The following is a 22,160-nucleotide window of genomic DNA, read 5'->3' on the forward strand; positions in this document are numbered from 1 at the left end:
ATGGTACACGGCTGAAATCAACAAAGCTGGGTATCTGCCGGAGTCAGCTTCTGAAACTTCATCATCGTGCTCTTGAGAGTGAACGGACACGGCCGTAGGAGACGACCGCGACGACGGCCGCGAATGCGACCGAGGAAGCACTGATCCAAGTGATCGCCAATATCGACAAGCCTTCCACGGTAATTCCCCCGATGCCGGCGCCCGCGGCAAATCCGAGCTGTACGAAGGAACTGTTCAGACTAAGCACGATACCGGAGGCTTCTGGAGCATGCGAGACCAGGTTGAAGTTTTGGGTCGGCCCGAACGTCCAGACAGCGATCTCCCAGAGCATGAGCAACGAAATGGTAACGAATACCCCTCCAGAGTTGGTGGACAGCAAACCGAGAGCGAGGGCTTGGACGGCCATGGAGCCGACGAGCGTTCGAACGGTGCCGATCCGATCCGCCAAGAAGCCGCCAAGCCTGGAGCCGATCAAGCTCGCTATTCCCAAGGTGAAGAGAATAACGCTCATTTCCCGTTCCATCATCGGCATGACCGAGGCAAGAAACGGTGTGATATACGTATTTACTACCGAATAGCCGATAAACACGAAGAACGTGATGCAAAGGGTGACCGAGATCCTCGGCTCCTTTAGATGGGCAAGCCGCTTGCCCAGAGGAACGGACGCTTCGCTTTCCGTGGCCGGAATCGTCCGTGCGACGGCGAAGATGGCCAGCAGGCCTATAAATCAAAGGCCCCAGAAGATCGTCTTCCAATCATACGCTGCGGCGACAACACGACCGATGGGTACGCCGAACACAAGTGAAGCGCTAAAACCCATTGCGACGTTGGACATAGCTCCCCCCTGACGTCCGGGAGGAGCCAGCTTCGCAGCTATGGAATAAGCAGTGACGACGAAGACGCCCGTTCCGACCCCGAGTACAATGCGAGAAGCCATCAGGAAACCGAACCCCGGAAGCGCGAGCGTCAAAACGATGCCGAGTAATAGTATAGCGAGAGCCAGCAGCAATTGCTTGCGCTGATTCATCTTCGCCGTCGCCACCATGACTAAAGGCGTTCCGATCGCGTTACCGAGCGCAAATACGGTAATAAGCTGTCCTGCTGTCGATACGGATACGCCGACAGAAGCAGCAACATTATCCAACATGCCAACGATGCTGAATTGTGAAGTGCCAACCAAAAAACTGATAAGGGCCAGCATATAAATTTTCCAATTATTGTTCATTTTATCCTAACTATCTCCTGTTCTTCCTACTGAGCGAAATTTGTGGTCTATACTGTGCGTGCTATTTTACTTAGATTGATCATAACTAGAAGTATATTCTTTCGATTTCATGAGTGAGCAACCTTTCCATAAGTTTTGTTATTGTTATAGGGGCGTATTCTTATTATGCAATGAATGAAAAAAAGACCGTTATCACAATTGTCCTAAATGATTGCCTAATCCTCTCACTATCACTAATGCTAAAGACGTATATGCCTAATTGTTGGCGATCTTCGCTGCTGTGTGATCGACTCCGTCTACAAAAAGGCAGCCCTCCCTCTGGATAAGAAACTCGCTCTCTACTGGATGGAGGGTTCACGCAGCCTCAGCCGATGCCGTTTCTGAAAGGAAACACAAAAAGGAGCCAACAGTAATACTGTAAGCTCCTTTTTGTGTGCGATGTAACGCATCTCCATCATTTCACTCATATCTCTGTAATGAGATCAAGACCGGACGCTAACATTTTGTTCACATATATTTCAGTTCATGTTTTTTGAGAGGCGTTTTTTTTAGAGAGACTGAGCTGCTTATTTTGCTTCGTCTCAACATTGATCTATCCACTCCGTCAATGATCGATTAGTTTAACACAGTTAACAAATCAGACTTGATCTTCTGGGCACATCTGCTTAGTTCCGATGCTTCCTTGCGCCAGCTTTACTCTTGCTACGCTGCTTGTCGTCCGATTCTTTTCTCCTGTGCTTCCGGGTACCTGCCTCTCCATCCTTACGCAGTCCGCTGACTGCTACTCCTCGTTTACGCTTCCGAGTGTCAGTTTTTTCCTTTCTACGCTGCCTGATTGCAGCTGTGCCGAGGAATGCAAGCACTTCTTCTGAAAGATGTGCTAACGTGATGGTATTCTTACGAATGTTATGGCCTTGAATAGTATCGGCCTTAAAATGCTTGCCCTCCAACGACTCCAGCTGAACATGTTCGCCAATCACAGCTCTGTGGACAATCTTCGCTCCAGTAACTGCACCGTTCTGCAGCGCCGATTCACCAACGCTGTTTAGAGACAACTTCTCTGACGTAACGGATTCGCCCGCCAGCTTGCTGCTTGAGACCGACTCATCGGCTAATTGGGCCATCCCTACTGCCCCATGATCAATATGCTCATAGCGAACCGCATGCGGTGCAAGCTTATCTCTAGTAATAATTCCGTCTTGCAAATGCTTGTTTGCAATGGCGTTCTTCGCCAGCTGCTTCGTTGAGACTGAGTCCGCTGCCAAATGGGCTTGATGAACTTGCGCTTCAGCGATTTTGTCCGAAGTGACGCTGAAACGACTAAGATGACGGTTTAGTACCGCATCGTTGGTCAGCTTCTGCGCATCAACGCTCTGGTCGGAAAGCTTTGATAAAGTAATGGAATAGTCGACAATTTTGATTGAGGATACCGAGTGATCAGATAACTTATCCGAAGTTACCGACTGATCAGCGAGATGCGCGCTTTGAACGGCTTCTACCTGCAGGTGGGATGAAGATACCGAGTTGATCGCTAGTTTTTTCGAATCGACAGCACCCGGCTTCAAATGATCGGCATCCAGAGCTTCCTTAGCAATCTTATCGCCTGTAACGGCTCCATCGCGCAGCTTCGACTCGGTAACCGCGCCGTCTGCGAGTTTCGAACTGTTAACTGCATCATTAGCCAAATGATCCGGGCGGATCGTCCCGCTTTTTATTTTGTCCGATGTAATCGACTGTTCGGCCAACAGCTCTGAAGTAATTGAGCCTTCTGCTATTTTGCTCGCGCTAATCGTGCGGTCAGCGAGCTTCTCCGACGTAATGCTTCCATCCTGCAGCTTGTTGCCAGGGATGGAGTGGTCCGCAATTTTACCTCCGGTTATCGAGTTGTTTTTCAAATGGTCCCCGATTATCGCCTGCTCCGCAATTTTAGAAGAGTTAACGGCACCATCTGCTATCGCATACGATTGAACACTTTTTGCTCCGAGCTTACTGCTGTCGATCGCACCGGGAGCAATTTTGTCTGCGGTAACTGCCATGTCAACCAAATCGTTCGTAAAAATATAAGGATTCAGTTTCTTTTCCAAAACAGGATTTATCTTTTCTTCAACCATTTCCCGAGACTCATTAGACGATTCATGCTCTTTCGGGCTCTTGAGATGCTCGAGGAGTTCAAATTCCTTAACCGTAGTTTTATGATTATTCGCTACTTTCATCTCTCGTTCGGGTGCCGTACTTTTCGCAACTCCTTTACTTTTGTTCAATTCATCCAGCCACTTTATCTCGGAAAAATTTGGATTATCTACATAATAAAACGGCTTCCGCCCCTTCGGGCTGTTCTTCGAACTGTTCCCTTTTCTTCTTTTTTCCATTATTTTATTCTCCCTCCTGCAAGGTCAAAAACCTCTCGGTATCGTCCTCATCAACAAAGTCCGTCCGCTCGTCATCAAACTCTGGATGACCGACTTTTCATTCATTACAGCCTTGCTTCGTTACATTATTCGTGCCGCGGACCTAAGCTTTGAATCACGAACTGTCCTTCGGCTGCTCGCAGATGCACATGACAAACCGTTGTTTGCACTGTAGATGTCAACTCATGGTCGAAGGGAAGACAGAGGATCTCGAGACTTAAACCCATCGGCAGTCACTTGTAACTGATTTTCCTGTTGAATACATTTTTGGTCCGGCTCATTCATAAACATCCTCCTCCTAAGTAGTTATATGTGGAGGGATAATAGTAGGTATAGATAAATATCCATTAACAAAAGCCCATTTTATCAAAATAGCATAAGACCCTTCCTCAAAACGCACTAGAGTTTAGCCGGGGTAGTTCATCCAACACCTAGTAAGGTCAAGTAAACGAAAAATATTTACCGCATTCTGAGAGGAAGGAATATATTCTTGGATCTTTGCTATACTTCGTGTCTCTCGTCCCAAAGATGAGTTCTGCGCTGTCGAGGTCCGCGCGCGGAATTCACCGTTTCCTTCATTGAGCTCTGCTCCATCTGAATAAAAACAATAATAATGTAAAAAATAGGATGATGTTCTCACATAAAAGGAGGTTTATAAGTATCGGCTGAATGACTTAAAAAAACGAAATGATTAATGTTAAACTCAGTTTTTGCGGAACTTAACCCCAATAATCGGAAATCAGGAGGAATGAATTGATGAAATTTTTTATATTAGCCAGTTTGATTTTATCTGCCCTTACGCTAGGAACTGGTATGACCACATCCCATTCTAATGCTGTTACGGTTAATATCATCAATAGTGATGGAAAAACAATTGGTAAAGCCGAGCTTACTCAAAAGGCGAATAAAGTGTATATCCTCGTTGAAGCCGAAAGTCTTCCTCCAGGGGAGCACGGCATACACTTACATAATATTGGCCAATGCGATGGTCCTGATTTCACGTCCGCAGGCCCGCATTTCAATCCGCAAAGCAAACTTCACGGTTTCCATAATCCCCAAGGATACCACGCAGGCGATTTGCCCAACATCGTTGTTGGAGCCGATGGAAAAGTAAAAACGATGATCGTTAATGAAACCGTTACTCTCGAACTAGGCAAGCCCAATTCTTTATTAAAACCCGAAGGAACATCATTAGTAATTCATGAAAAAGCCGATGATTATGTGACGGACCCTTCCGGTAACTCGGGAAATCGAATTGCGTGCGGGATTATCAAATAAAGCTTTCCCGCTTCTCTTGGAGATAAAAAGCTGATATTTTGTGCAAAAAAAAGAAACCGTTTGGCAGCTCAAATTGCCTTACGGTTTCTTTTCAACTTCCCTTATCTTTCCACTACATAAATTATGGAAATCATCTATTAGATAGGCTTGTTTCTTGGTAAATAAAAACTCATTTCCGTACCGACTCCTTCTTCGCTTCGTACCACTATTCTCCCATTATGCTCCGCAACAATGGTTTTGGCGATCGGTAATCCCAGGCCTGTTCCTCCTGTTTTACGTTGACGTGAATCATCCACTCTATAAAAGCGTTCGAAGATAAGAGCAATCGACTCCTGCGGAATTCCAATCCCATAATCCTTTACTCGAATTTCAATCTCCTTATCCATTAAAGAAATGACTAGCTCGATTTTTTCTTTACTGTATTTCAAAGCATTATCCAATAAAATAAGAATTAACTGCTTAATTTTCAAGAAATCTGCTGTTATAATCGGATCCTGTCCATTCGTAACAATGGTTATGGAGCGTTTATGCAATTTTTTTAACAGAGATACGGTTTCTGTACAGCATTCCACTAGATTAAACGACTCAAGCTCCAGCTTAGACCCGTGCTGCGATGAAGCCAAAAACAACAGCTGCTCAGTCATTTTTCTCATTCTTTTGGATTCTTCATAAATCGATTCAATGGATTCTCGTTGTATGCTCTCATCTTTCGTCCCCCAACGGCGAAGCATATTAGCGTAACCTTCAACAATGGTCAGTGTCGTATTTAATTCATGTGATGCATCCGATACAAATTGCTGCTTAAGGAAGCTTTCTTCAAGACGAATGATCATACGATTGAAGGTTTCTGACATTTGATTGATTTCATTATTGGAATGCCCTTTTAAAGGTATTCTTTTGAAGCTAAGGCTCCTTTCAATTTCCCGCATCGTAATTATGCTATTCGAAATTGGCTTTACAATGGTTTTGGCTAATAAGGAGCCTCCTAGAAAGCTTAGAAGCACTGCCCCCCAGTTGTTAGGAGAAGAATGATAATAAGTAAATCCGTACTTGAATCCAGCATCTCCATATTTTCAATGATCTCGAATGTACCAACAATCACATTATTTGAAACAATGGGTTCACGAACGATGATCACCTTATGTTCAGCTTCTTCCTTGAGCTGGCTTTGGCCAATTTCACTGCTCTACCTGTTCTGACAAAAAAGTGATACTGGATCATAAAAGTATGTATAACAAGTTTTTTTCATAAGAAAAAAGCTCGGTAACTGGAAAATGACAACCCCGTTCACCGAACTCTTTTTTTGTCACCGAATACGCGGAAATGAAATCCAAGCAAGTAAATTCATTTTTGATTGTTTTCCTTTCTCACGTACCAACCCTAAAAATTCACCTAAAAATTTCTCCCACTTTTTACCTATGATTTGCTTTTCTTCTTGATTCTCGAGAATAAGCCTTATACTTTTATTCATAGCAACTTCAAGATGCGACAAAGCCTGCTTTAAATGAAAGTCGACCGTCTGTTCTTCCATGCTAATCAGCCCCTTGCGGCATCGATGCGATTTCTTTATCGAGCTGTTTTTTCATTCGTTCGAATTGGGCCTCTGCCACAATATCTTCCATTTCTTCCTTGGCGATTTGAACGATTGATCGGGCGCGCTTCACGAGACCCTCCCCTAACTCCATTCCACCGGAAAGCAAAGGACGCAGCGTTGTTTTTGCAATGGGTAGAAGTGTTGTTGCTGCTGCTGCAAGAGCTGCTGCTACAATGATTTTATCAATGTTTCTTTGAAACATTTTTCATCCTCCAAACACGTTAGAAATGAAACCGATGCGGCGGATTAGGCCGCAGCACCGGTTATTGATAAGTTAAGTGATGTAACGGCTCGTTTTGTCACTAAGGACAAAACCGGTTTTGAAAGTAAGGAAACCGAACCGGCTACCAGCAATACCGGAATCCAATGAATCAGTGACAAAGGCGCCGTGTGAAAGAAACGGGATACAGGCGGAACATAAATAGCTGCCAGTAGAGCAAGCCAGGATATGCTAAGCGCGCCGATCAAGAAACGGTCCTTCGTCCATTCGCGGGCACCTTGTCCGCTGCCTTCCTGTCTCCATGAAAAGGTTTGAATCAACTGACCAGCAACTAGTGTGGCAAATGCAATACTTTGAGCTACGTTGATCGGAACGCCTGCAGCTAAGCTTGCCGCGAATAGTCCGAACGAGCCGAGGCCTAACAACACGCCGCGGACAATCACTTTTCGATACAAATTTCCATCCACAATATCGGTTCGATCGGGTGTCCTGTTTTTATTTCCTGGATTGACGGCTAGTACCATTGCAGGCAGAGCGTCTGTCAGAAGATTCATTAGCAAAATTTGTACGGGCACAAGCGGTATAGGCAGACCGATCATGACGGCTGTGCTGGTTACAATGATTTCGGCCAAATTGCCGGTAAGCAAGCATCCAAGCGCTTTGCGAATGTTACTGATGATCGTTCTTCCTTCTTTAACACCATCGACTATAGAACCAAAATGATCGTGCTGAAGCACCATATCAGCCGCTTCTTTCGTCACTTCGGTACCGGTTCCCATTGCAATTCCGACGTCGGCTTGCTTGATGGCAGGTGTATCGTTCACGCCGTCTCCAGTCATCGCAACGACATGGCCGCGTTTTTGTAAGGCGGTGACAATTCGAAGCTTATGCTCAGGCGTCACCCGAGCAAAAATCGACACGTCCTCCACCATCTCAAATAGTTCTTCATTCGTCAGCCGGTCCAACTCATAACCGGACAAAACCTTTTGCGTACCGGTATAAATGCCGATTTGCTTTGCGATTGCAATGGCTGTGATCGGATGGTCCCCGGTAATCATTACCGATTTTACTCCAAGCGCTTGCGCGCTCTGGATTCCTTCTTCAACAGCAGGCTTAGGGGGATCGGCCATACCTACCATACCAACGTAAATCATATCCTGTTCATCGATGCAAGCTCCATCCTGTTCCCCTTCTACTAGGCGGTAAGCGAAAGCGAGCACACGCAGGGCATCCATTGAGAAATGTTCATTTTGCAGTATGATCTGTCTCTTTTGATCTTCATTCAACTCAAATATCTCGCCGTTCGCCTGGTATCTGCTGCATCGCTGGAGAATAGCTTCGATGGAGCCTTTCATAAGGATATAGCAATTGCTGTCCGTCCCCGTATCCTTACATACAACACTCATTTTACCGGTATTTGAGTCGAACGGAACTTCATGATTTCTGTGCCAACTGCTCAAATCCTGCAGCCACATTCCGTTTTTGGCAGCGAGCGTCAGCAGTGCACCTTCCGTCGGATCTCCTTTGATGATCCACTTTTCCTCCTGCTGCTCAAGCTTGCTGTTGTTACATAGCGTGCCAATTTCCAAAATCCGCCTTAATTCGCAATCCAAAACCGAATTGGGAACGCCGATATTTTTATGTATCTCGGCAGCAGCAGCGGCGGCCTCTATCGACACCTCTTGAATTTCTCCTACCGGCTCGTACCCATTGCCTGTGACGGTCCACATACGATTTACCGTTGCAACGGTTTGAACCATCATCTCGTTTTTAGTGAGCGTACCAGTTTTGTCCGTGCAAATGATTGTTGTCCTCCCTAACGTTTCAAGAGCGGACAGCTTGCGAACCAGTGTTTTCTTTTTGGCCATACGCAATATACCTGCGCTTAACGCGATCGTGATGGTCACCGGGAGACCTTCCGGAATCGCTGAAGCCGCAAGCGCGATAGATGTTGAAACCATCTGGTTCAAAGGAACACCGCGAAGTAAGCCAGTGACGAACACGATGGCTCCTGCCGCTAAAGCCCCCTTAACAAACGTTTTACTTATAGAAGTAACCTTCTCTTGTAAAGGAGTTACCTCATTCTCCTCCTGTTTCAAAAGAGAAACGAGATGCCCCATTTCCGTACCCATTCCCGTATTTACGACGATACCTATTCCTTTTCCGCCGCAAATATCAGTTCCTAAATAAAGCATATTCGTTCGCTCCGTCAACTGCCGATTATCATCGATGGACAAACTGTCTTTGCCAATCGGAAGTGATTCTCCCGTTAACGAGGCTTCGTTCACGCGCAGATTTGATGACTGCAGCAGACGAATGTCTGCCGGCACACGGTCTCCGGCCTCCAAATGGACAATATCGCCCGGAAGCAGCTCGGTTGCAGAGATTTCAGTTTCCCGGCTATCTCTAATCACTTTGCAGAACGGGGGTTGAAATTGATTCAATGACTGCACAACCTTCTCAGCCTTCCGTTCTTGAAAGGTACTGATAGCGGCGTTGGCAAGCAAAATCGCTCCCATCGCGAAACCATCAAATATACCGCCGCTGATAAATGCGAAAGTTGTCGTCCCAAGCAGAATAAGTGTTGTAAATTCTTTGAATTGTCCGAAGTATGTGACAAGCCAAGGTATCGGTTTCTTTCCTTCTAATCGGTTTTTTCCATATCTGTTTTGAAGTTCTGGTATACGCCCGGCTGAAAGACCTGTGTGCTGTTCGACTTGAAATCGGCTCAATAGCTCTTCAACTGAACAGGCGTGCCAAGCCGGCACTTCTGAAGTGGCGGCAATCTCCTGAACACTCGAAGCAAGGCTGAAAGGGTGAGATTCTGTTTCACTAGCCTTTTTTGATCTGGTTAAGAAAACAAGCGATAATGCATCTGCAGCTAAATTAACTACAGGTGCGCTTAGCGCTCCAAGGGATGCCATAGCGGAACCTACCAGATTCCAGTTCTTTGTTATTTTGAAATGTTGATTAACGGTACGGTCCACTTGCTTCACATATTCTGAAGTTTCAAGTATGTGCGGAATTTGATCAATGGTTATTCCAGGGATGCCTCCGCTGGTCAGGTACTCGTTTAACGGACTTTTGTTAGACCCGGCAACGAAAAGTGCATTCTCCCCCTGCTGCCTCATGAGGGCAAGCCGTTCGATCGTATCACCCGGCTTTAGCGATAGCCAGGTTGTTTCGATTCCGTTCTTCAATAAGAAGCCATCACTAACGTTCAGTTGATTTTGCAGTACGCCAATTTGCCACCCCTTTTCCTTGAACGATGACAGCCGCCGCCCCCATTCGTTTAAATTTGCTTCTTCTTTACGTGCGATAAAGCCCAGGCAAGGCTCGGGTTTTTGGCCTGATTTCGCAATAAACATCACCTTGTAGCCTTGTCGCTCTAACCTCTTCGCTTTTACTAGATAGGAATCACATGAGATACCTTGCTTCTGAAGATAGGCAGAACTTCCAAGGAAGATAGGTGTATCCGTTATTTTACCTGTTAAGCCGCTTTCTTCTTCGGTGACGTGAAAAGCCATGCGAATCGTCCTGTGTGATCGTTTCGCATACTCCCTTATGTCATCCTTCCAAGGATGATTGGTACTCTGCATTAATGAAGCTGCATAACTAATAGCTTTCTCATTGTCTTCTTCATTCGTAATACACTGTAATTTGTCCAAATTTTCATCATGATCAAAAATCAGAGATGTATCTTCGATCAGCATCGTATTCGTTCGGGCTAATTGCGGTAGTGAACCTTTAGAAGGTAACGCAAGATTTCGTTCATGAGAGACGACTTCAGCCTGACGCCATGCATACTGCGCAGGGATGGTAGCCGGTCTTGGATTTGCTGCAAGTAAAACCGCTATGCCTTGAAGTGGATTACGGGTCAATGCCCAAGTTGCAATCCCCCCTATCAGCCCCCATTTTGCAGCTTTTTCGCTATAGCTTGTTATTTCTGGCGAAAGCATATTTTCTTGACCAGGTCCTAGCGCCAACTGGCTTCGTTTCCAATTGACAAATTGAAGCAAACTGTGACCCGCAAGCACAACTAAATTTCCTCTTACCAAGGCGAGTGCCAAGGCAGTGGTTCCTAACAATATATCCGAATTCCATTTCCTGGTTTGCGAGAAAGACTCGAAGCCTCGCCTTAAAAAGGGATAACCCGTGACAAGTGAAACCATCCCGGATATATAAAAGGGAAGCGGATTTCCGGACAGCGCCGATCTGCCGAAAAACAGTTGTTTCCCCCCCAATACAACTAAACCGCCCATCGCTAATGCAAGCGGCAGCGGAACCTTCTCCCTTGGTTCGGGGGCTGAAATTGAACCAATCGCCCCTAGCTCAGACAAAAACTCATGCTCAGAAAGCCTTTCAGCGGTCGCTGCTGCTTCCCTCATCCCTTCCGTTATGGCCGTTTCTTCCATTTGCTCGGGTAGTGAACTCCGGGTACCCTTCAGACGAATTTGTTCAACCTCTTGAATGGTCCGGATGATCACCTGCATATCCGCCCTGTTCTCGTTGTATTCGATCAGCGCACGACCAGATACGATACAAGGCACGATCCGATGAATCCCGTTGACTGTCGAAAAGTGCCTCTGAAGTAAATCCGCCATATTCGGGTTATCTTTAAGTCCGGCAATCTCAATGCGGATCCTACCCGGTAATAATCGGAGGAATCTTTGTTTTTCCTGTGGCACCATTTTGACAACTCCTCAATATGAACTCGTAACTCAATGCTGTATACATATAATTGATTATCCATCCTTTTTTTATTCAAGAATTGGTAAGTTGACTGCAGAACTCAAAGCGCATTCAAGCAGACGAATATTAATTTGTACTTATTAAGATAATGTAAATACCGTAAAGGTAACAACTCCCAAATGAAAGAGGTTTTACTTATGATTAAATCACCGTTTGGCATTTTATTAGCAGCAGCGGGCGTCATTCTTGTCATGTCTCCCGATGCACGAAATACCGTAAGAAAGTTTGCGGTCAAAAGCACAGAATGGGTGCTCGATTTCAACAGTTCATTAAGGCCCGAAGTGAGGAACGAACAGCTAACAAATTTAGGCAATGGGAGCGAAGAAAGCCGTTCAATAAATGTGGATATACTTGATAAGGAGCAACCTCATATCGCTCATTAAGGTGGTGATTCAGTATGGTTCAACAATTATTCCAAGGTGGTTCCCTTTGGGGAGGATTGATCTCGGGCGGGCTATCCCAAGTTAAGGACACACGGAGTCTTGCCAGCGGGCAGATGGACAAATCGCAATACGCGGTTAATACGTCGGAAAATGTTACAGGCGCAATTGGTGTCATGGCGGGCATCGAATACGGAGCGATTTTAGGAACGACCATCATGCCTGGTTTTGGAACGGTTGTCGGTTCCATCTTAGGCGCAATGTTGGGTGATTCCGTTGGCCGTAAGGTTGGTCATCAAGCTGGGGAAATGTTGGTCAGAAATCGGTTTACACAAAATGTAACTCATAAGTTGGAAGAAGTCTTATAATCAAAAATCAACTTTGATTCACTCGCTTTCTGCAATGGAGGGCGAGTGTTTCTCAAAAAAGAGGAGGCATTTTGAGATGCAAAATCCTGAAAATGAAAAGGGCTTCGATATGATCCCCATTCGCTACAGTGCAACTTGGCAGTTGTTTAAATTCATAGGTCAACTATTCGCCCGAAAATAATAAAGTGACTTATATAGTTGGTGGAGGTTTTGGTTTATGGAGCCTTTTACGGATCAAGTGAGCGGGAATTGTAAATACATCAATCGTGATTTAAGCTGGCTCGAATTTAACCGCCAGGTGCTTGAAGAAGCGAAAAATGAACATACACCGCCTCTGGAACGAGCCAAATTTTTGGCTATAGTATCCACCAATCTTGATGAATTTATGAGTGTACGGGTGGCAGGCATTCGAAACCAAATCATATCCGGCATTACCGAAAAGGATTTTAGCGGTTATACGCCCAGAGGATTAATGAAGAGGCTTCTCCGAAGAACAGAACAGCTTGTAGCCGACCAATATGTGACATTTCATCAGGTATCCGAACAACTTGCTTCCATAGGAATCGAATTTGCAGGATACAATCAGTTATTGAACGAGCAAAAAAAGGAATTAGATGCCTATTTCTTCAAAAAAGTGTTTCCAGTCTTGAAACCGATCAGTATCTCAGAAAATAAACCGTTTCCGCTTATTTTATCTAATAGTCTTTACTTTTCAATTGTATTGAAGCCGGTGAATGCAGCAATACAAGATGAACTAACCATGGCTATACTTGAAGTTCCTACACAATTAGGACGTTTTATTGAAGCACCACTGCCCAACAATAGAGTGAATCGCGTGTTTATTTTGCTCGAAGAGTTAATTAATGCGTATATTCACCTTTTATTTCATGAGCATACTGTAGTTGACTCCCGTTTGTTTCGAATCATACGTGATGCCGATCTGTCGCTGGAAGAAGGGAATGTGGAAGATTTACTTCACGAAGTGGAACGAAAATTGCGACGAAGATTACGGGGAGCGGCCATTCGTCTAGAAATCGGGAAAGACGCTCATCCATTTGCTTTGAAGCTGCTATCACGGCAGTTAAATGTAGGCGATAATGTTGCGCTGCTCAATGGTCCTGTTGATATTAGTTATTTGATGAAATTATCGCAATCATTTCCGGAATTCGACCGATTGAGATATCCCAAACAAAAGCCACTCTATCCGCAGGAGTTAAAAAATCAACCCATTTTCTCCGTATTGCAGAGTCGGGATGTTGCGGTATTTCATCCGTATGAAACATTTGATGCATTTAACGATTTTATTGAACAAGCTGCAAGTGACCCTTCTGTAATGAGTATCAAAATGACGTTATACCGGGTGAGTAAGCAGTCGAGAATCATTCGTTCATTGGTTCATGCCGCGGAAAACGGAAAACATGTCACTGTCGTTGTTGAACTAAAGGCGAGATTTGACGAAGAACGAAACATCGCTTGGGCCAAAACATTGGAAAAAGCAGGATGCCATGTCATCCATGGATGGATCGGATTAAAAATTCATGCGAAAATGACGCTCATTGAACGTCGGGAACAAGTTGGAATGAAACGGTATGTCCATGTTTCTACTGGCAATTATAACGGACAATCCGCAAAAATATATACGGATATTGGCCTGTTTACTTCACAGTCCGAAATTGCAAGTGACATTGCTCATTTATTTGATGAAATTACAGGTTTTCAGACACATCGAAAGTCTCGTGTTTTGGCCGTTTCTCCTGCAGATTTACGTGATACGGTGTATGCGTTAATTGAAAAGGAAATGAAAAGTGCAGCTTCTGGACGACCCGCCAGAATTATCGGCAAAATGAACTCGCTATCTGATCCAGACATGATCGACAAACTTTATGAAGCCTCGCGATCCGGTGTAAAAATTGACTTGATAGTCCGAGGTATTTGCTGTTTATGCCCCGGAATCCCCGGCCAAAGTGAGAACATTACCGTTCGAAGCATCATTGACCGTTATTTGGAGCATTCTCGTATTTTTTATTTCGAAAACGCTGGGAATCCAAAGGTATGGCTTTCAAGTGCGGATTGGATGACCCGGAATTTATCTCATCGAATTGAGATCATGTGTCCTGTATTCGATCCATCGGTTCGGCAAATCATTATCTTACTGCTAAATCTTCAGTTGAAAGATAATGTCAAAGCGCGTCAAATGCTATTAGGTGGAAAATATAAAAAGGTTGTCAATACGGTCCCCGACATTCGCAGTCAACATAAATCACTGCCAATCATCATTTATCGAAAGTTTCTTTCGTCTAAATTTCCATTCATGCAGTGGGATGGAATTTACAAAATCCCAAATCATGTAAAAGTATTAAAAAATCCAAAATTCCTCAAGGCTAACCAGCTAGTTTCTTTACTTAAAAAGAGCTAACGAGTTAGCTCTTTTTTATTTCTTTTATATTTATCTTTTTTCCAGCTTATTACATCGTTCCGCCGCCGGCGCGTATTTGTGCAGGGATTTTCTCAGGACCTTCATTGATATAGTCATAAATAAACGTTCCTATTTTCTGATCATCATAGACGCTTAACTCCATCGTTTTGGTCCAAGCTGTAACGACCACTTCTTTACCGGCAGGGATATCCTCATTTGGAACGGCCAATATGCCTGCACCCGCTTCTCTATAATTCACAAAATATTTAAGCGACTCGATTATTTTCGGATCGGCATCGGCACGGTAGTAAATGATAATATCGCCATGCTCTAAATTATGAACGAGCTTCTCGTACGGGGGCTTTTCCGTATAGAAACCAAACTTCAAATCATGAGGGCTATGTGTCCCAGAGGTCGGAATTTTCATTTCATATTGAACGAGCTCGTCCGTGTGCCCCGCTCCATAATCTTTGTCATCCTTCACTTCGATAGCTGCCTTAAAATTTAAAGACTTCACATTATACTCTTTGCCTAAATCTTTAGCGAAATGAACGATAACGACTAATACAGAGACGCTCAGAAGGATATGTGCAGCAGCACGCATTTTTTTCGTCTTCTTCTTTATAGCTGCTTTTTCTTCCTTCTTTAGACGGCTTGTATTTTCCTTATTCCATTTGGAAGCATACCAATAACTTATCAATGCCAGTAATAAAATTAATGCAGCCGTATAAAGCAAAAAATACGATGATCCAGACTGTTGATGTATTCCAATGTGCTCATTCATAATATATTTCCCTCTCCCAAAACACTACTCTATGTAGTGCTTAAATTCGAAAAATCATGTTACGGCTAATACAATCATGCCCATAAATAGAAGCAGGACGTGAAAAGAAATGACTATTGAGGTCATACCGAGCCTCACTGGTATCGCTTGATCAGGATCGACTAATTGCTGCAATCTGTAATTTACAACGCCGTCCGAAAAGTACACTAATACAGGCGTAGGATTATCGCTAAAGCCTTTTTTGATCAACTTCAACAACGCGCTTCCTAAGCCCAGTTCAGAGCCGGTTTTTTTAATCGCATATTCATCAGCCAACAATTCACTAATCAGCCTATAATTATGATACGTCCACTTCGTAATTGGAATAAACCAGAGCGACTGCGATATGAGCTGCAGTAAAAATATTTTCGCTGAATCATAATGACTTTGATGAAACGATTCATGCTCAATAACGGCTTCCAGCTCCTGTTGGTCAAGCATTTCGATCAATCCGCTGGATAAAACGACAATTGGCCTTCTGATACCAACCGTAAATGCCATCGCGCGTTTATGATCAATTACGATAATATTTTGATTAATCGGGTGGAAATTCTGAATGATGCTGGCGGTTAAATTGATATTTCTAAGCGACATAAGCCTTATTTTAAACCGTCTCGATTGTATGAACTGCTGGATGATCTTCATTACTGAAATCAAAACCGCATATGCAATTAATGAATTCAGAAAAGTGATGACTAGAAAATAATAAAGGGAATTCTCTTTAAACAAGCTAATACAAAACTTGAAAAAGTTCACCTTCAGATTGACGCCAAAAATGAGATGGGCTATGTACATCCCCATCTGACTCCAAACCAGAATGGCTATCAACAGGCTAAGCGCCATGACCATTGTAGATTTTCGCTGCCACCTCATCATTGTGAATCCTTTTTTAATTGTTGAATTTTATTTTCCAGTTTGTCCAATAGTGACTTATCGACGTCTTTGATTGCATCAATCATATGATTGATAACAACGTCGCCAAATTCGTCGAGAAGGTTTTCCGTTAATCGCTTAGATTGCTGCTCGATGAACGCTTCCTTAGACGATATCGGTCGAAATAATGAAAGTCTGCCTTTTAATCTTTTTTCCAAAATTCCTTTGTCCAATAAACGGTTCATGACCGTCATGACTGTATTAAAGTTGACTGGCTTTTCCTTCTCGAGCCGAAGTTGAACTTCCTTAATGCTTAGCTCTTCTGCTTCCCAGAGATTGTCCATTATTTTGGCTTCCAGAGAACCGAAAAATCGGTTTAAGCCTACCTCGCCGTATTTAAAATTTTTAATTTCCATTGGCCGCTCCTTCCACTACATATTATAGTGTAGCACAAATTTCATTTCAAGTGAGTACATCTGGCAATCATATCTGCTTACGAGTATGAAATGAGCTAACTCTGCTCAATCTATACTTGCTGGAGGTGATGACAATGACAGGAAGAAACAATAAGCCCGACAACGATGGTCCAGCAGCAAGCCCATCCCGGCTCGAGCAATTTGGCGATAAGCAAAGCCGCGATGCCGAAGATACGCCGAAAAAAGCGAACAAAAACAACGGTAAAAGCTGTTAAGCTGCAGCAACGGCAGCCCCTTTCTAAAGGGCTGCCTTACAAATTTTTTTGGAATTTTCTAACCTACCTCGCTCCCTCCGCTGTACTGACACCTTAATGTATTCCCATAGACATAACCGCAATGTAATTTTATAACTTTACGCAGATGGAACACATGTTCCCGTGTCGAGTTTTGGGCATTTTTGATCAAATCGCTCTTCTATTCATTCATGCACCTTAGCAGCAAAGTAAGATTGGTTCACTAGGTTTATGTCCGTTTCTATATCAAAGAGCAGTTCATATTCTAGATCATCTAGGAGGTGACCTCTATATGAATATAACAAAACATCAATTAGCGAAAGCTACTAAATTTGAAACCCCCTATTACATGATCAAGGGCAGCTCAAATGGAAACACAGTAATGGTAACGGCAGGTGTGCACGGGAATGAAAGTGCAAGCATTTTGGGAGCAAAAAAACTAGTCAGTCATTTGCAAAAAAATTTTCTCCGCATCAACTGCGGCAGGTTGATAATTGTTCCAATTGTCAATCAGAAGGCCTATAAGAGTCATATCAGAGGCATTCCCGATTTGAATCGGACTTTCCCGCGTAATCAACATGACAAAACGGCAAGTCATCCGCTTTCAGCTGCGATATTTAACTTAGCGAAGCAATTCCAACCGGCATGGTATATTGATCTGCATGAAGCAAGAGGTTTATCTAAATTAAACCCGAGAGTTCTAGGCCAGACGCTGATTACGAATCCTCAGAGTAAAGCAATACCCGCAGTTAAACGAGTGATTGGTCATATGAATCGTTCTATCGGTCAAGAATCAAAACATTTTACCATTCGATTGCAAAAGTTACCTGGTTCGGGCCGTACCGCTGCTAATAACTTATTAAATGCAAGAGCTATTACCGTGGAGACATCTTGTGTTTTACCTATGTCAGTTCGAGCAAATTTACAAATGAGAATCGTACGTCATTTTTTGAAAGAAGCAGGCTTGATTTAAGATTGCTGAGATAACTAGTCGTAAGGCGCAAAAAGACCGCTTCGGCAGCAGATGCCGGAGCGGTCTTTAACTGAGCTCTAATAGGATAATCTGTTATATCCTTAGCTCTTGATCATTAATCCCAAGGATGCTTCACCGTTAAAAATCCAGCGAATTTTTTACTCTCTTCTCTTCTAATTCTGCGCATTTCCGCACGGTGCGGAGCCGTCTCGAACAGCTTTAGCTCCTCCTCCGTTTCTGGAACGACTAGCGGAACAGGCACAGGCTTACGGTTCTCGTCCAATGCGACGAATGTTAAAAAAGAAGTTGCGGCGACCTTTCGATCACCGCTTAACAAATCCTCCTTAATGACCTTAACAAATACTTCTACCGAGGTTCGGCCTGTCCACGTAACGAATGACTCTAAGCATACCGAATCCGAAGGTCTGATCGGATGCAAAAAGTCGACGGAATCCGTTGAAGCCGTAACAACCGACCGTCTGCAATGCTTCGTTGCCGCAATTGAAGCAATATCGTCTATGTAAGCCATCAGTTTACCGCCAAATAACGTATTATGATTGTTTACGTCCGGCGGAAATACCCTTGCCGTTTTGTAGCACTTTGATTCGCGTGAATACCTTTTTTCCATCGATTATCGGTCCCCTCATGTAAATACGGATAGCAACTGTTCGATAGTATTCTCAGCCGCTTCCGGATCTCTGTAAAGTGTCTGCTCTCGTCCATTGTAAACGAATAAAGAGACAAATACCAAGACTTAACAGAACAATTAAACTTATTGCCGAAAAAAGGGAAGATCCATTGTGAGCGTTAACCAAAGAAATGGCTGATATAAATCATGAGCAGCAATCCGATAATAAAGGAATACGTCGCCGACCGTTCATAGCCATGTCCATGCGTTTCAGGTATAAGCTCCTTATAAACGATGAACAGCATTGCTCCGGAAGCAAAAGCAAGCCCATAGCCGATCAACCCGGACACATAACTTGCAGCAGAATAACCGACAATTGCGGATACGACCTCCATGAGGCCGGTCAAAGTAACGATGAGCATAATATTCAGCTTGCTAACCTTGGAATGTATAAGAAAAATCGCGAGTACAAGCCCTTCGGGTATGTTTTGCGCGCCTATGGCGATGGCCACCATTGGACCGAGTCCGCCATTAATACTTGCGTAACTAAAGCCCGTACTCAGCCCTTCCGGGATATTATGGATGAATAAGGCGAAAATAACGAGCAGCGACTTGTTATCAAAGGAGTTAATTCCTTTTTTATGCTCGACATCAATATGGGGGATGTTCTTCTCGATCAGATCTAGCGTTATGACGCCAATTAGCAGACCTAATGTCAAAGGGATTAATCCTGATTCCTTCAAAGCTTGCGGAAGCAAACCAAAGGTTGACGCGGATACCATAATGCCGGCTGTAAAAGCGATAAGCACATCTTTCCATTTCTCCGATAGGCTTTGGACAAAAAGCAGCGGTACCGCACCAAGCACGGTAGCCATTGCGGAAATAAAGCTGCCTATTAGTGCTTCTGCCATAGAGTCACTCCTTAAATTATCCCTGTTCGGCCAGTCGCTTTAACTGTTCATTTCGATGCTCTAAAAATTTAGTCATGTAGGTCTTTAAGACGAGACGCTCCACAGCCCAGCCTAGCCAGCCAAGCGGAGCCTCGAAGCGCAGCGTATCCGTCATTCGTGTCCCCTCACCATGTTTCTCAAAATGATGAACATGTCTGAGGCTTTTGAAAGCACCTTTTTGCGTTTCATCGACGAATAAATACGGTGCGTTGAAATCCGTTATTTTTGAAGTAAGCCTTTGTCTGATTCCAAAATGCGTCGCTTCAAAGGTGACAAGCTCTCCCGCTGAAATACAGCCAGTCGTCACGCCTGCTACCGCTTTCTCGCGGGTATGCTTCCAGACGGTTTTTGTATGTATATCTATATCGCGCGCCAAATCGAAACAGCGTTCAATCGGTGCCAAAATGACAATACTCGTCGTAACTTCAACCAACCTATTCACCACTCTTCTGTATCAGTACCTGTTAAGTCAAGCCTTCTTTTACCATATTTATAAAATAAGACTGATGCTTAGGCTGGCATGCAATCAAATAAGGCTGCTTGTTTATGCCAGTAAATGAATGACCGTCATAATCGATGATGACGCCACCTGCTTCCTTCACCATGAGAATTCCGGAATATAAGTCCTCGCCTTCCGAATTATAAACGATGATGGCATCCAAATCGCCTCTGGCGAGCATCGTCCATTGCAGTGTCGGCGCCCAAAGCCGCATCATCCGTTTCGTGTTGATGTCTATGTAATGTCTAAGCTTGACTGCCCGTTGTTCATGTTGAACAGCATGTCCTTGAATCCAGCCTACTCTCGCTCTTTTAAATGCTTTTGCCTCATTGACGCTAACCGGCTGAGAATTACACAGTGTGCCTTCACCTGCGCTTGAAACGTACAACCGCTCTGTCATCGGCTCATAGATAACGGCTAAAACAGGATATTGTTTATAAGCCAGCGTTATCGATATGCCAAACAGAGGTAAACCTACAGCAAAATTATTTGTACCGTCAAGCGGGTCGACCAGCCACATCCAATCGCTCTGCAGATCATTCTCGCCGTATTCCTCTAAACGAATTTTATGCGCTGGAAACACTCGCCGAATTTTGTTCAGGATGATGTTCTCAGCCAAATGATCGACTTCCGTCACGATATCGCCGTAGTCATCCTTCTCCTCACTGTGATTCAACCTTCCGAACCTCTCGCGCGTTAGCCGTCCCGCTTCATACGCTGCAGCAATGGCTACTTCTCTTGCGCTAATCAAAGTCATTTGATCCAATACTCCAGCCTCCTATAATGACAATCCCATTTAATCAATCATATGAGCTACTCTCTTAAAAAAAGCAAAAGTACTTGATCATTCGAGATCAAATACTTCACCAAGATGGACGGCTATTCAAATGATTATGATTTCGCCGTGAAGAAGTTTTACACATCCTTGTCACCTGTCATATCTTCCATGATTATACATCGTTTTCTAACGATGCGGAAGGCTAAACAAACGAAAAAAGGACCGTAAACCTATCGCGTGAATCGCATGCAGGCACAGTCCTTTGTTCATTTTAACGCTTATTATTTCACGATGCTTTCCAATACATCATCGATAACTTGCGAGTATGCAATCGTACCTGCATACAGCCAGCTGGATGTGCTTGGATACGCATACACATTGCCATTCTTAACAGCAGGAATGCCTTTCCAGATCGGATCATTCAATGCTTTAGAATCCGCTTCCGAGTCACTGTTAATCAGGAAAATATGATCAGCGTCAAGCTCAGCCAGTTTCTCGAGTGAAATCTGGTTCCAGTTACCTGTGCCTGTTGCGGAAACTTCTTTTACAACTTCAGGAACAGCAAGACCCAAATCGTTATATAGCAGTGCTCCGCTGGACAATTTGTCGCTTACAATATAGAAGTTTCCTTGCAGATGCCAAATTGCCGCCGCAGATTCGCCTGCTGCTGCACCCTGTATTTTTTCTTTCGCTTCTTTAGCTTTCGCGTCGTAAGCGTCCAATGCTTTTTGCGCTTCTTCACTCTTGCCGACAATTTCTCCGACTTTCAGCAAAGCGCTGCGCCAGTCAGCAGTAACTTTATCGCCAAGCGTAAAGGTTGGAGCGATTTTGGAATACTGGGCGAATTTATCGCCTTCCACATTGCTGTCATAAGCCATAATAATAAGGTCGGGCTCAAAGCTTGTTACCGCTTCGAAAGGAAGATCAAAAGCAATGGTAGGGATGCCGGCAAGCTCTTCCTGCAGGTAATCTTGAATGCCGTTTGGAACCGACCATTGCGCTACCGGTTTAAGGCCTAAAGCCACCAAATGATCTTCTAAGTAAGAGGCAATGATACGCTGCGGGTTGGTAGGCACTGTTACTTCGTTTCCGAGCGCATCTGTCAGTGTTCTCTCTGCTGGAGCTTCTGTGGAAGCCGGCGCATTAGCCGCTCCTTCATTTGCTGCCTCATTCGTTTTATTGCTTCCGCAAGCCGCCAGCCAAAGCGACATGACGATCAAGCTCATTAATACCCATACAAATTTCTTGTTGTGACGTCGCATCTCTGTAGTTCCCCCTGCTCGATG

The 22,160-nt window shown here is 44.2% G+C and carries 20 protein-coding genes and 1 pseudogene; 6 read left to right on the forward strand and 15 right to left on the reverse strand.

Annotated elements, in window-relative coordinates:
* Nucleotides 1–61: 61 nt before the first annotated feature.
* Nucleotides 62–1,225: pseudogene (locus AC0YNZ_RS00130) on the reverse strand (MFS transporter).
* Between the two features lie 665 nt (nucleotides 1,226–1,890).
* Nucleotides 1,891–3,594 (reverse strand): hypothetical protein, encoded by a 1,704-nt coding sequence (locus tag AC0YNZ_RS00135; protein ID WP_475824738.1) that lies wholly within the window; start codon nucleotides 3,592–3,594, stop codon nucleotides 1,891–1,893.
* 795 nt (nucleotides 3,595–4,389) lie between these two features.
* Between AC0YNZ_RS00135 and AC0YNZ_RS00140 the strand changes: the two genes are divergently transcribed.
* The gene (locus AC0YNZ_RS00140) at nucleotides 4,390–4,911 is read left to right on the forward strand and encodes a superoxide dismutase family protein (protein WP_475824739.1); all 522 of its coding nucleotides are present in this window, start codon (nucleotides 4,390–4,392) and stop codon (nucleotides 4,909–4,911) included.
* 137 nt (nucleotides 4,912–5,048) lie between these two features.
* Here the strand turns inward: AC0YNZ_RS00140 and AC0YNZ_RS00145 are convergent, their stop codons facing one another.
* From AC0YNZ_RS00145 to AC0YNZ_RS00165, 5 genes are all read right to left on the reverse strand, one after another.
* Nucleotides 5,049–5,840, reverse strand: a complete 792-nt coding sequence (locus AC0YNZ_RS00145) for a sensor histidine kinase (RefSeq protein ID WP_475824740.1) — start codon at nucleotides 5,838–5,840, stop codon at nucleotides 5,049–5,051.
* Between the two features lie 65 nt (nucleotides 5,841–5,905).
* A complete protein-coding gene (locus AC0YNZ_RS00150; protein WP_475825466.1) occupies nucleotides 5,906–6,088 on the reverse strand; it encodes a hypothetical protein in 183 nt (60 codons plus the stop codon).
* Between the two features lie 129 nt (nucleotides 6,089–6,217).
* Nucleotides 6,218–6,442 carry a hypothetical protein gene (locus AC0YNZ_RS00155; RefSeq protein ID WP_475824741.1) on the reverse strand — a complete coding sequence of 75 codons (225 nt, stop codon included), beginning with the start codon at nucleotides 6,440–6,442 and terminating at the stop codon, nucleotides 6,218–6,220.
* Between the two features lies 1 nt (nucleotide 6,443).
* Nucleotides 6,444–6,707: a DUF5132 domain-containing protein gene (locus AC0YNZ_RS00160; protein ID WP_475824742.1), complete on the reverse strand. Its 264-nt coding sequence runs from the start codon at nucleotides 6,705–6,707 to the stop codon at nucleotides 6,444–6,446.
* A gap of 44 nt (nucleotides 6,708–6,751) precedes the next feature.
* Nucleotides 6,752–11,416 carry a cation-translocating P-type ATPase gene (locus AC0YNZ_RS00165; RefSeq protein WP_475824743.1) on the reverse strand — a complete coding sequence of 1,555 codons (4,665 nt, stop codon included), beginning with the start codon at nucleotides 11,414–11,416 and terminating at the stop codon, nucleotides 6,752–6,754.
* Nucleotides 11,417–11,614: 198 nt separating this feature from the next.
* On the opposite strand from AC0YNZ_RS00165, the gene AC0YNZ_RS00170 reads away from it, so the two are divergent.
* The 3 genes from AC0YNZ_RS00170 to ppk1 all read left to right on the forward strand — a co-directional run bounded on the left by AC0YNZ_RS00170 (nucleotide 11,615) and on the right by ppk1 (nucleotide 14,641).
* Nucleotides 11,615–11,860, forward strand: a complete 246-nt coding sequence (locus AC0YNZ_RS00170; protein ID WP_475824744.1) for a hypothetical protein — start codon at nucleotides 11,615–11,617, stop codon at nucleotides 11,858–11,860.
* A gap of 14 nt (nucleotides 11,861–11,874) precedes the next feature.
* Nucleotides 11,875–12,225 (forward strand): hypothetical protein, encoded by a 351-nt coding sequence (locus AC0YNZ_RS00175; RefSeq protein WP_475824745.1) that lies wholly within the window; start codon nucleotides 11,875–11,877, stop codon nucleotides 12,223–12,225.
* Between the two features lie 217 nt (nucleotides 12,226–12,442).
* Entirely contained in the window at nucleotides 12,443–14,641 is a 2,199-nt protein-coding gene (gene ppk1, locus AC0YNZ_RS00180) for a polyphosphate kinase 1 (protein ID WP_475824746.1), read from the forward strand.
* A gap of 49 nt (nucleotides 14,642–14,690) precedes the next feature.
* Here ppk1 and AC0YNZ_RS00185 read toward each other — a convergent pair whose 3' ends face one another.
* From AC0YNZ_RS00185 to AC0YNZ_RS00195, 3 genes are read right to left on the reverse strand one after another with little or no spacing between them, the layout of a single operon-like run.
* Nucleotides 14,691–15,425: a DUF3105 domain-containing protein gene (locus tag AC0YNZ_RS00185; protein ID WP_475824747.1), complete on the reverse strand. Its 735-nt coding sequence runs from the start codon at nucleotides 15,423–15,425 to the stop codon at nucleotides 14,691–14,693.
* Nucleotides 15,426–15,479: 54 nt separating this feature from the next.
* Nucleotides 15,480–16,340, reverse strand: coding sequence for a M56 family metallopeptidase (locus AC0YNZ_RS00190; protein ID WP_475824748.1), 861 nt, complete (start codon nucleotides 16,338–16,340; stop codon nucleotides 15,480–15,482).
* Complete coding sequence (locus AC0YNZ_RS00195) at nucleotides 16,337–16,753, reverse strand: BlaI/MecI/CopY family transcriptional regulator (protein WP_475824749.1); 417 nt, start codon at nucleotides 16,751–16,753, stop codon at nucleotides 16,337–16,339. The genes AC0YNZ_RS00190 and AC0YNZ_RS00195 overlap by 4 nt, the downstream gene beginning before the upstream one ends.
* A 134-nt stretch (nucleotides 16,754–16,887) precedes the next feature.
* Here AC0YNZ_RS00195 and AC0YNZ_RS00200 point away from each other — a divergent pair, with 134 nt between their 5' ends.
* Entirely contained in the window at nucleotides 16,888–17,028 is a 141-nt protein-coding gene (locus tag AC0YNZ_RS00200; protein WP_181426270.1) for a hypothetical protein, read from the forward strand.
* 310 nt (nucleotides 17,029–17,338) lie between these two features.
* Nucleotides 17,339–18,019 carry a succinylglutamate desuccinylase/aspartoacylase family protein gene (locus AC0YNZ_RS00205; protein WP_475824750.1) on the forward strand — a complete coding sequence of 227 codons (681 nt, stop codon included), beginning with the start codon at nucleotides 17,339–17,341 and terminating at the stop codon, nucleotides 18,017–18,019.
* 115 nt (nucleotides 18,020–18,134) lie between these two features.
* Here the strand turns inward: AC0YNZ_RS00205 and AC0YNZ_RS00210 are convergent, their stop codons facing one another.
* The 5 genes from AC0YNZ_RS00210 to AC0YNZ_RS00230 form a co-directional block, all read right to left on the reverse strand.
* Nucleotides 18,135–18,647 carry an acyl-CoA thioesterase gene (locus AC0YNZ_RS00210; protein ID WP_110772705.1) on the reverse strand — a complete coding sequence of 171 codons (513 nt, stop codon included), beginning with the start codon at nucleotides 18,645–18,647 and terminating at the stop codon, nucleotides 18,135–18,137.
* 179 nt (nucleotides 18,648–18,826) lie between these two features.
* Nucleotides 18,827–19,558, reverse strand: coding sequence for a ZIP family metal transporter (locus AC0YNZ_RS00215; protein WP_475824751.1), 732 nt, complete (start codon nucleotides 19,556–19,558; stop codon nucleotides 18,827–18,829).
* 16 nt (nucleotides 19,559–19,574) lie between these two features.
* On the reverse strand, nucleotides 19,575–20,030 hold the full coding sequence (locus AC0YNZ_RS00220; RefSeq protein ID WP_475824752.1) for an SRPBCC family protein: 456 nt from the start codon (nucleotides 20,028–20,030) through the stop codon (nucleotides 19,575–19,577).
* A 31-nt stretch (nucleotides 20,031–20,061) separates the two neighbouring features.
* A complete protein-coding gene (locus tag AC0YNZ_RS00225; RefSeq protein WP_475825467.1) occupies nucleotides 20,062–20,853 on the reverse strand; it encodes an inositol monophosphatase family protein in 792 nt (263 codons plus the stop codon).
* Nucleotides 20,854–21,155: 302 nt separating this feature from the next.
* Nucleotides 21,156–22,136, reverse strand: a complete 981-nt coding sequence (locus tag AC0YNZ_RS00230; RefSeq protein ID WP_475824753.1) for an iron-hydroxamate ABC transporter substrate-binding protein — start codon at nucleotides 22,134–22,136, stop codon at nucleotides 21,156–21,158.
* Nucleotides 22,137–22,160 lie beyond the last annotated feature (24 nt).

It is taken from the genome of Paenibacillus sp. J2L1-98, assembly GCF_056269405.1.

What these genes read in the sequence shown, in the direction of transcription:
- AC0YNZ_RS00135 (WP_475824738.1), bottom strand. Translation starts at nt 3,594, where the DNA reads ATGGAAAAAAGAAGAAAAGGGAACAGTTCGAAGAACAGCCCGAAGGGG.
- AC0YNZ_RS00140 (WP_475824739.1), top strand. Translation starts at nt 4,390, where the DNA reads ATGAAATTTTTTATATTAGCCAGTTTGATTTTATCTGCCCTTACGCTA.
- AC0YNZ_RS00145 (WP_475824740.1), bottom strand. Translation starts at nt 5,840, where the DNA reads ATGCGGGAAATTGAAAGGAGCCTTAGCTTCAAAAGAATACCTTTAAAA.
- AC0YNZ_RS00155 (WP_475824741.1), bottom strand. Translation starts at nt 6,442, where the DNA reads ATGGAAGAACAGACGGTCGACTTTCATTTAAAGCAGGCTTTGTCGCAT.
- AC0YNZ_RS00160 (WP_475824742.1), bottom strand. Translation starts at nt 6,707, where the DNA reads ATGTTTCAAAGAAACATTGATAAAATCATTGTAGCAGCAGCTCTTGCA.
- AC0YNZ_RS00165 (WP_475824743.1), bottom strand. Translation starts at nt 11,416, where the DNA reads ATGGTGCCACAGGAAAAACAAAGATTCCTCCGATTATTACCGGGTAGG.
- AC0YNZ_RS00170 (WP_475824744.1), top strand. Translation starts at nt 11,615, where the DNA reads ATGATTAAATCACCGTTTGGCATTTTATTAGCAGCAGCGGGCGTCATT.
- AC0YNZ_RS00175 (WP_475824745.1), top strand. Translation starts at nt 11,875, where the DNA reads ATGGTTCAACAATTATTCCAAGGTGGTTCCCTTTGGGGAGGATTGATC.
- ppk1 (WP_475824746.1), top strand. Translation starts at nt 12,443, where the DNA reads ATGGAGCCTTTTACGGATCAAGTGAGCGGGAATTGTAAATACATCAAT.
- AC0YNZ_RS00185 (WP_475824747.1), bottom strand. Translation starts at nt 15,425, where the DNA reads ATGAATGAGCACATTGGAATACATCAACAGTCTGGATCATCGTATTTT.
- AC0YNZ_RS00190 (WP_475824748.1), bottom strand. Translation starts at nt 16,340, where the DNA reads ATGATGAGGTGGCAGCGAAAATCTACAATGGTCATGGCGCTTAGCCTG.
- AC0YNZ_RS00195 (WP_475824749.1), bottom strand. Translation starts at nt 16,753, where the DNA reads ATGGAAATTAAAAATTTTAAATACGGCGAGGTAGGCTTAAACCGATTT.
- AC0YNZ_RS00200 (WP_181426270.1), top strand. Translation starts at nt 16,888, where the DNA reads ATGACAGGAAGAAACAATAAGCCCGACAACGATGGTCCAGCAGCAAGC.
- AC0YNZ_RS00205 (WP_475824750.1), top strand. Translation starts at nt 17,339, where the DNA reads ATGAATATAACAAAACATCAATTAGCGAAAGCTACTAAATTTGAAACC.
- AC0YNZ_RS00210 (WP_110772705.1), bottom strand. Translation starts at nt 18,647, where the DNA reads ATGGAAAAAAGGTATTCACGCGAATCAAAGTGCTACAAAACGGCAAGG.
- AC0YNZ_RS00215 (WP_475824751.1), bottom strand. Translation starts at nt 19,558, where the DNA reads ATGGCAGAAGCACTAATAGGCAGCTTTATTTCCGCAATGGCTACCGTG.
- AC0YNZ_RS00225 (WP_475825467.1), bottom strand. Translation starts at nt 20,853, where the DNA reads ATGACTTTGATTAGCGCAAGAGAAGTAGCCATTGCTGCAGCGTATGAA.
- AC0YNZ_RS00230 (WP_475824753.1), bottom strand. Translation starts at nt 22,136, where the DNA reads ATGCGACGTCACAACAAGAAATTTGTATGGGTATTAATGAGCTTGATC.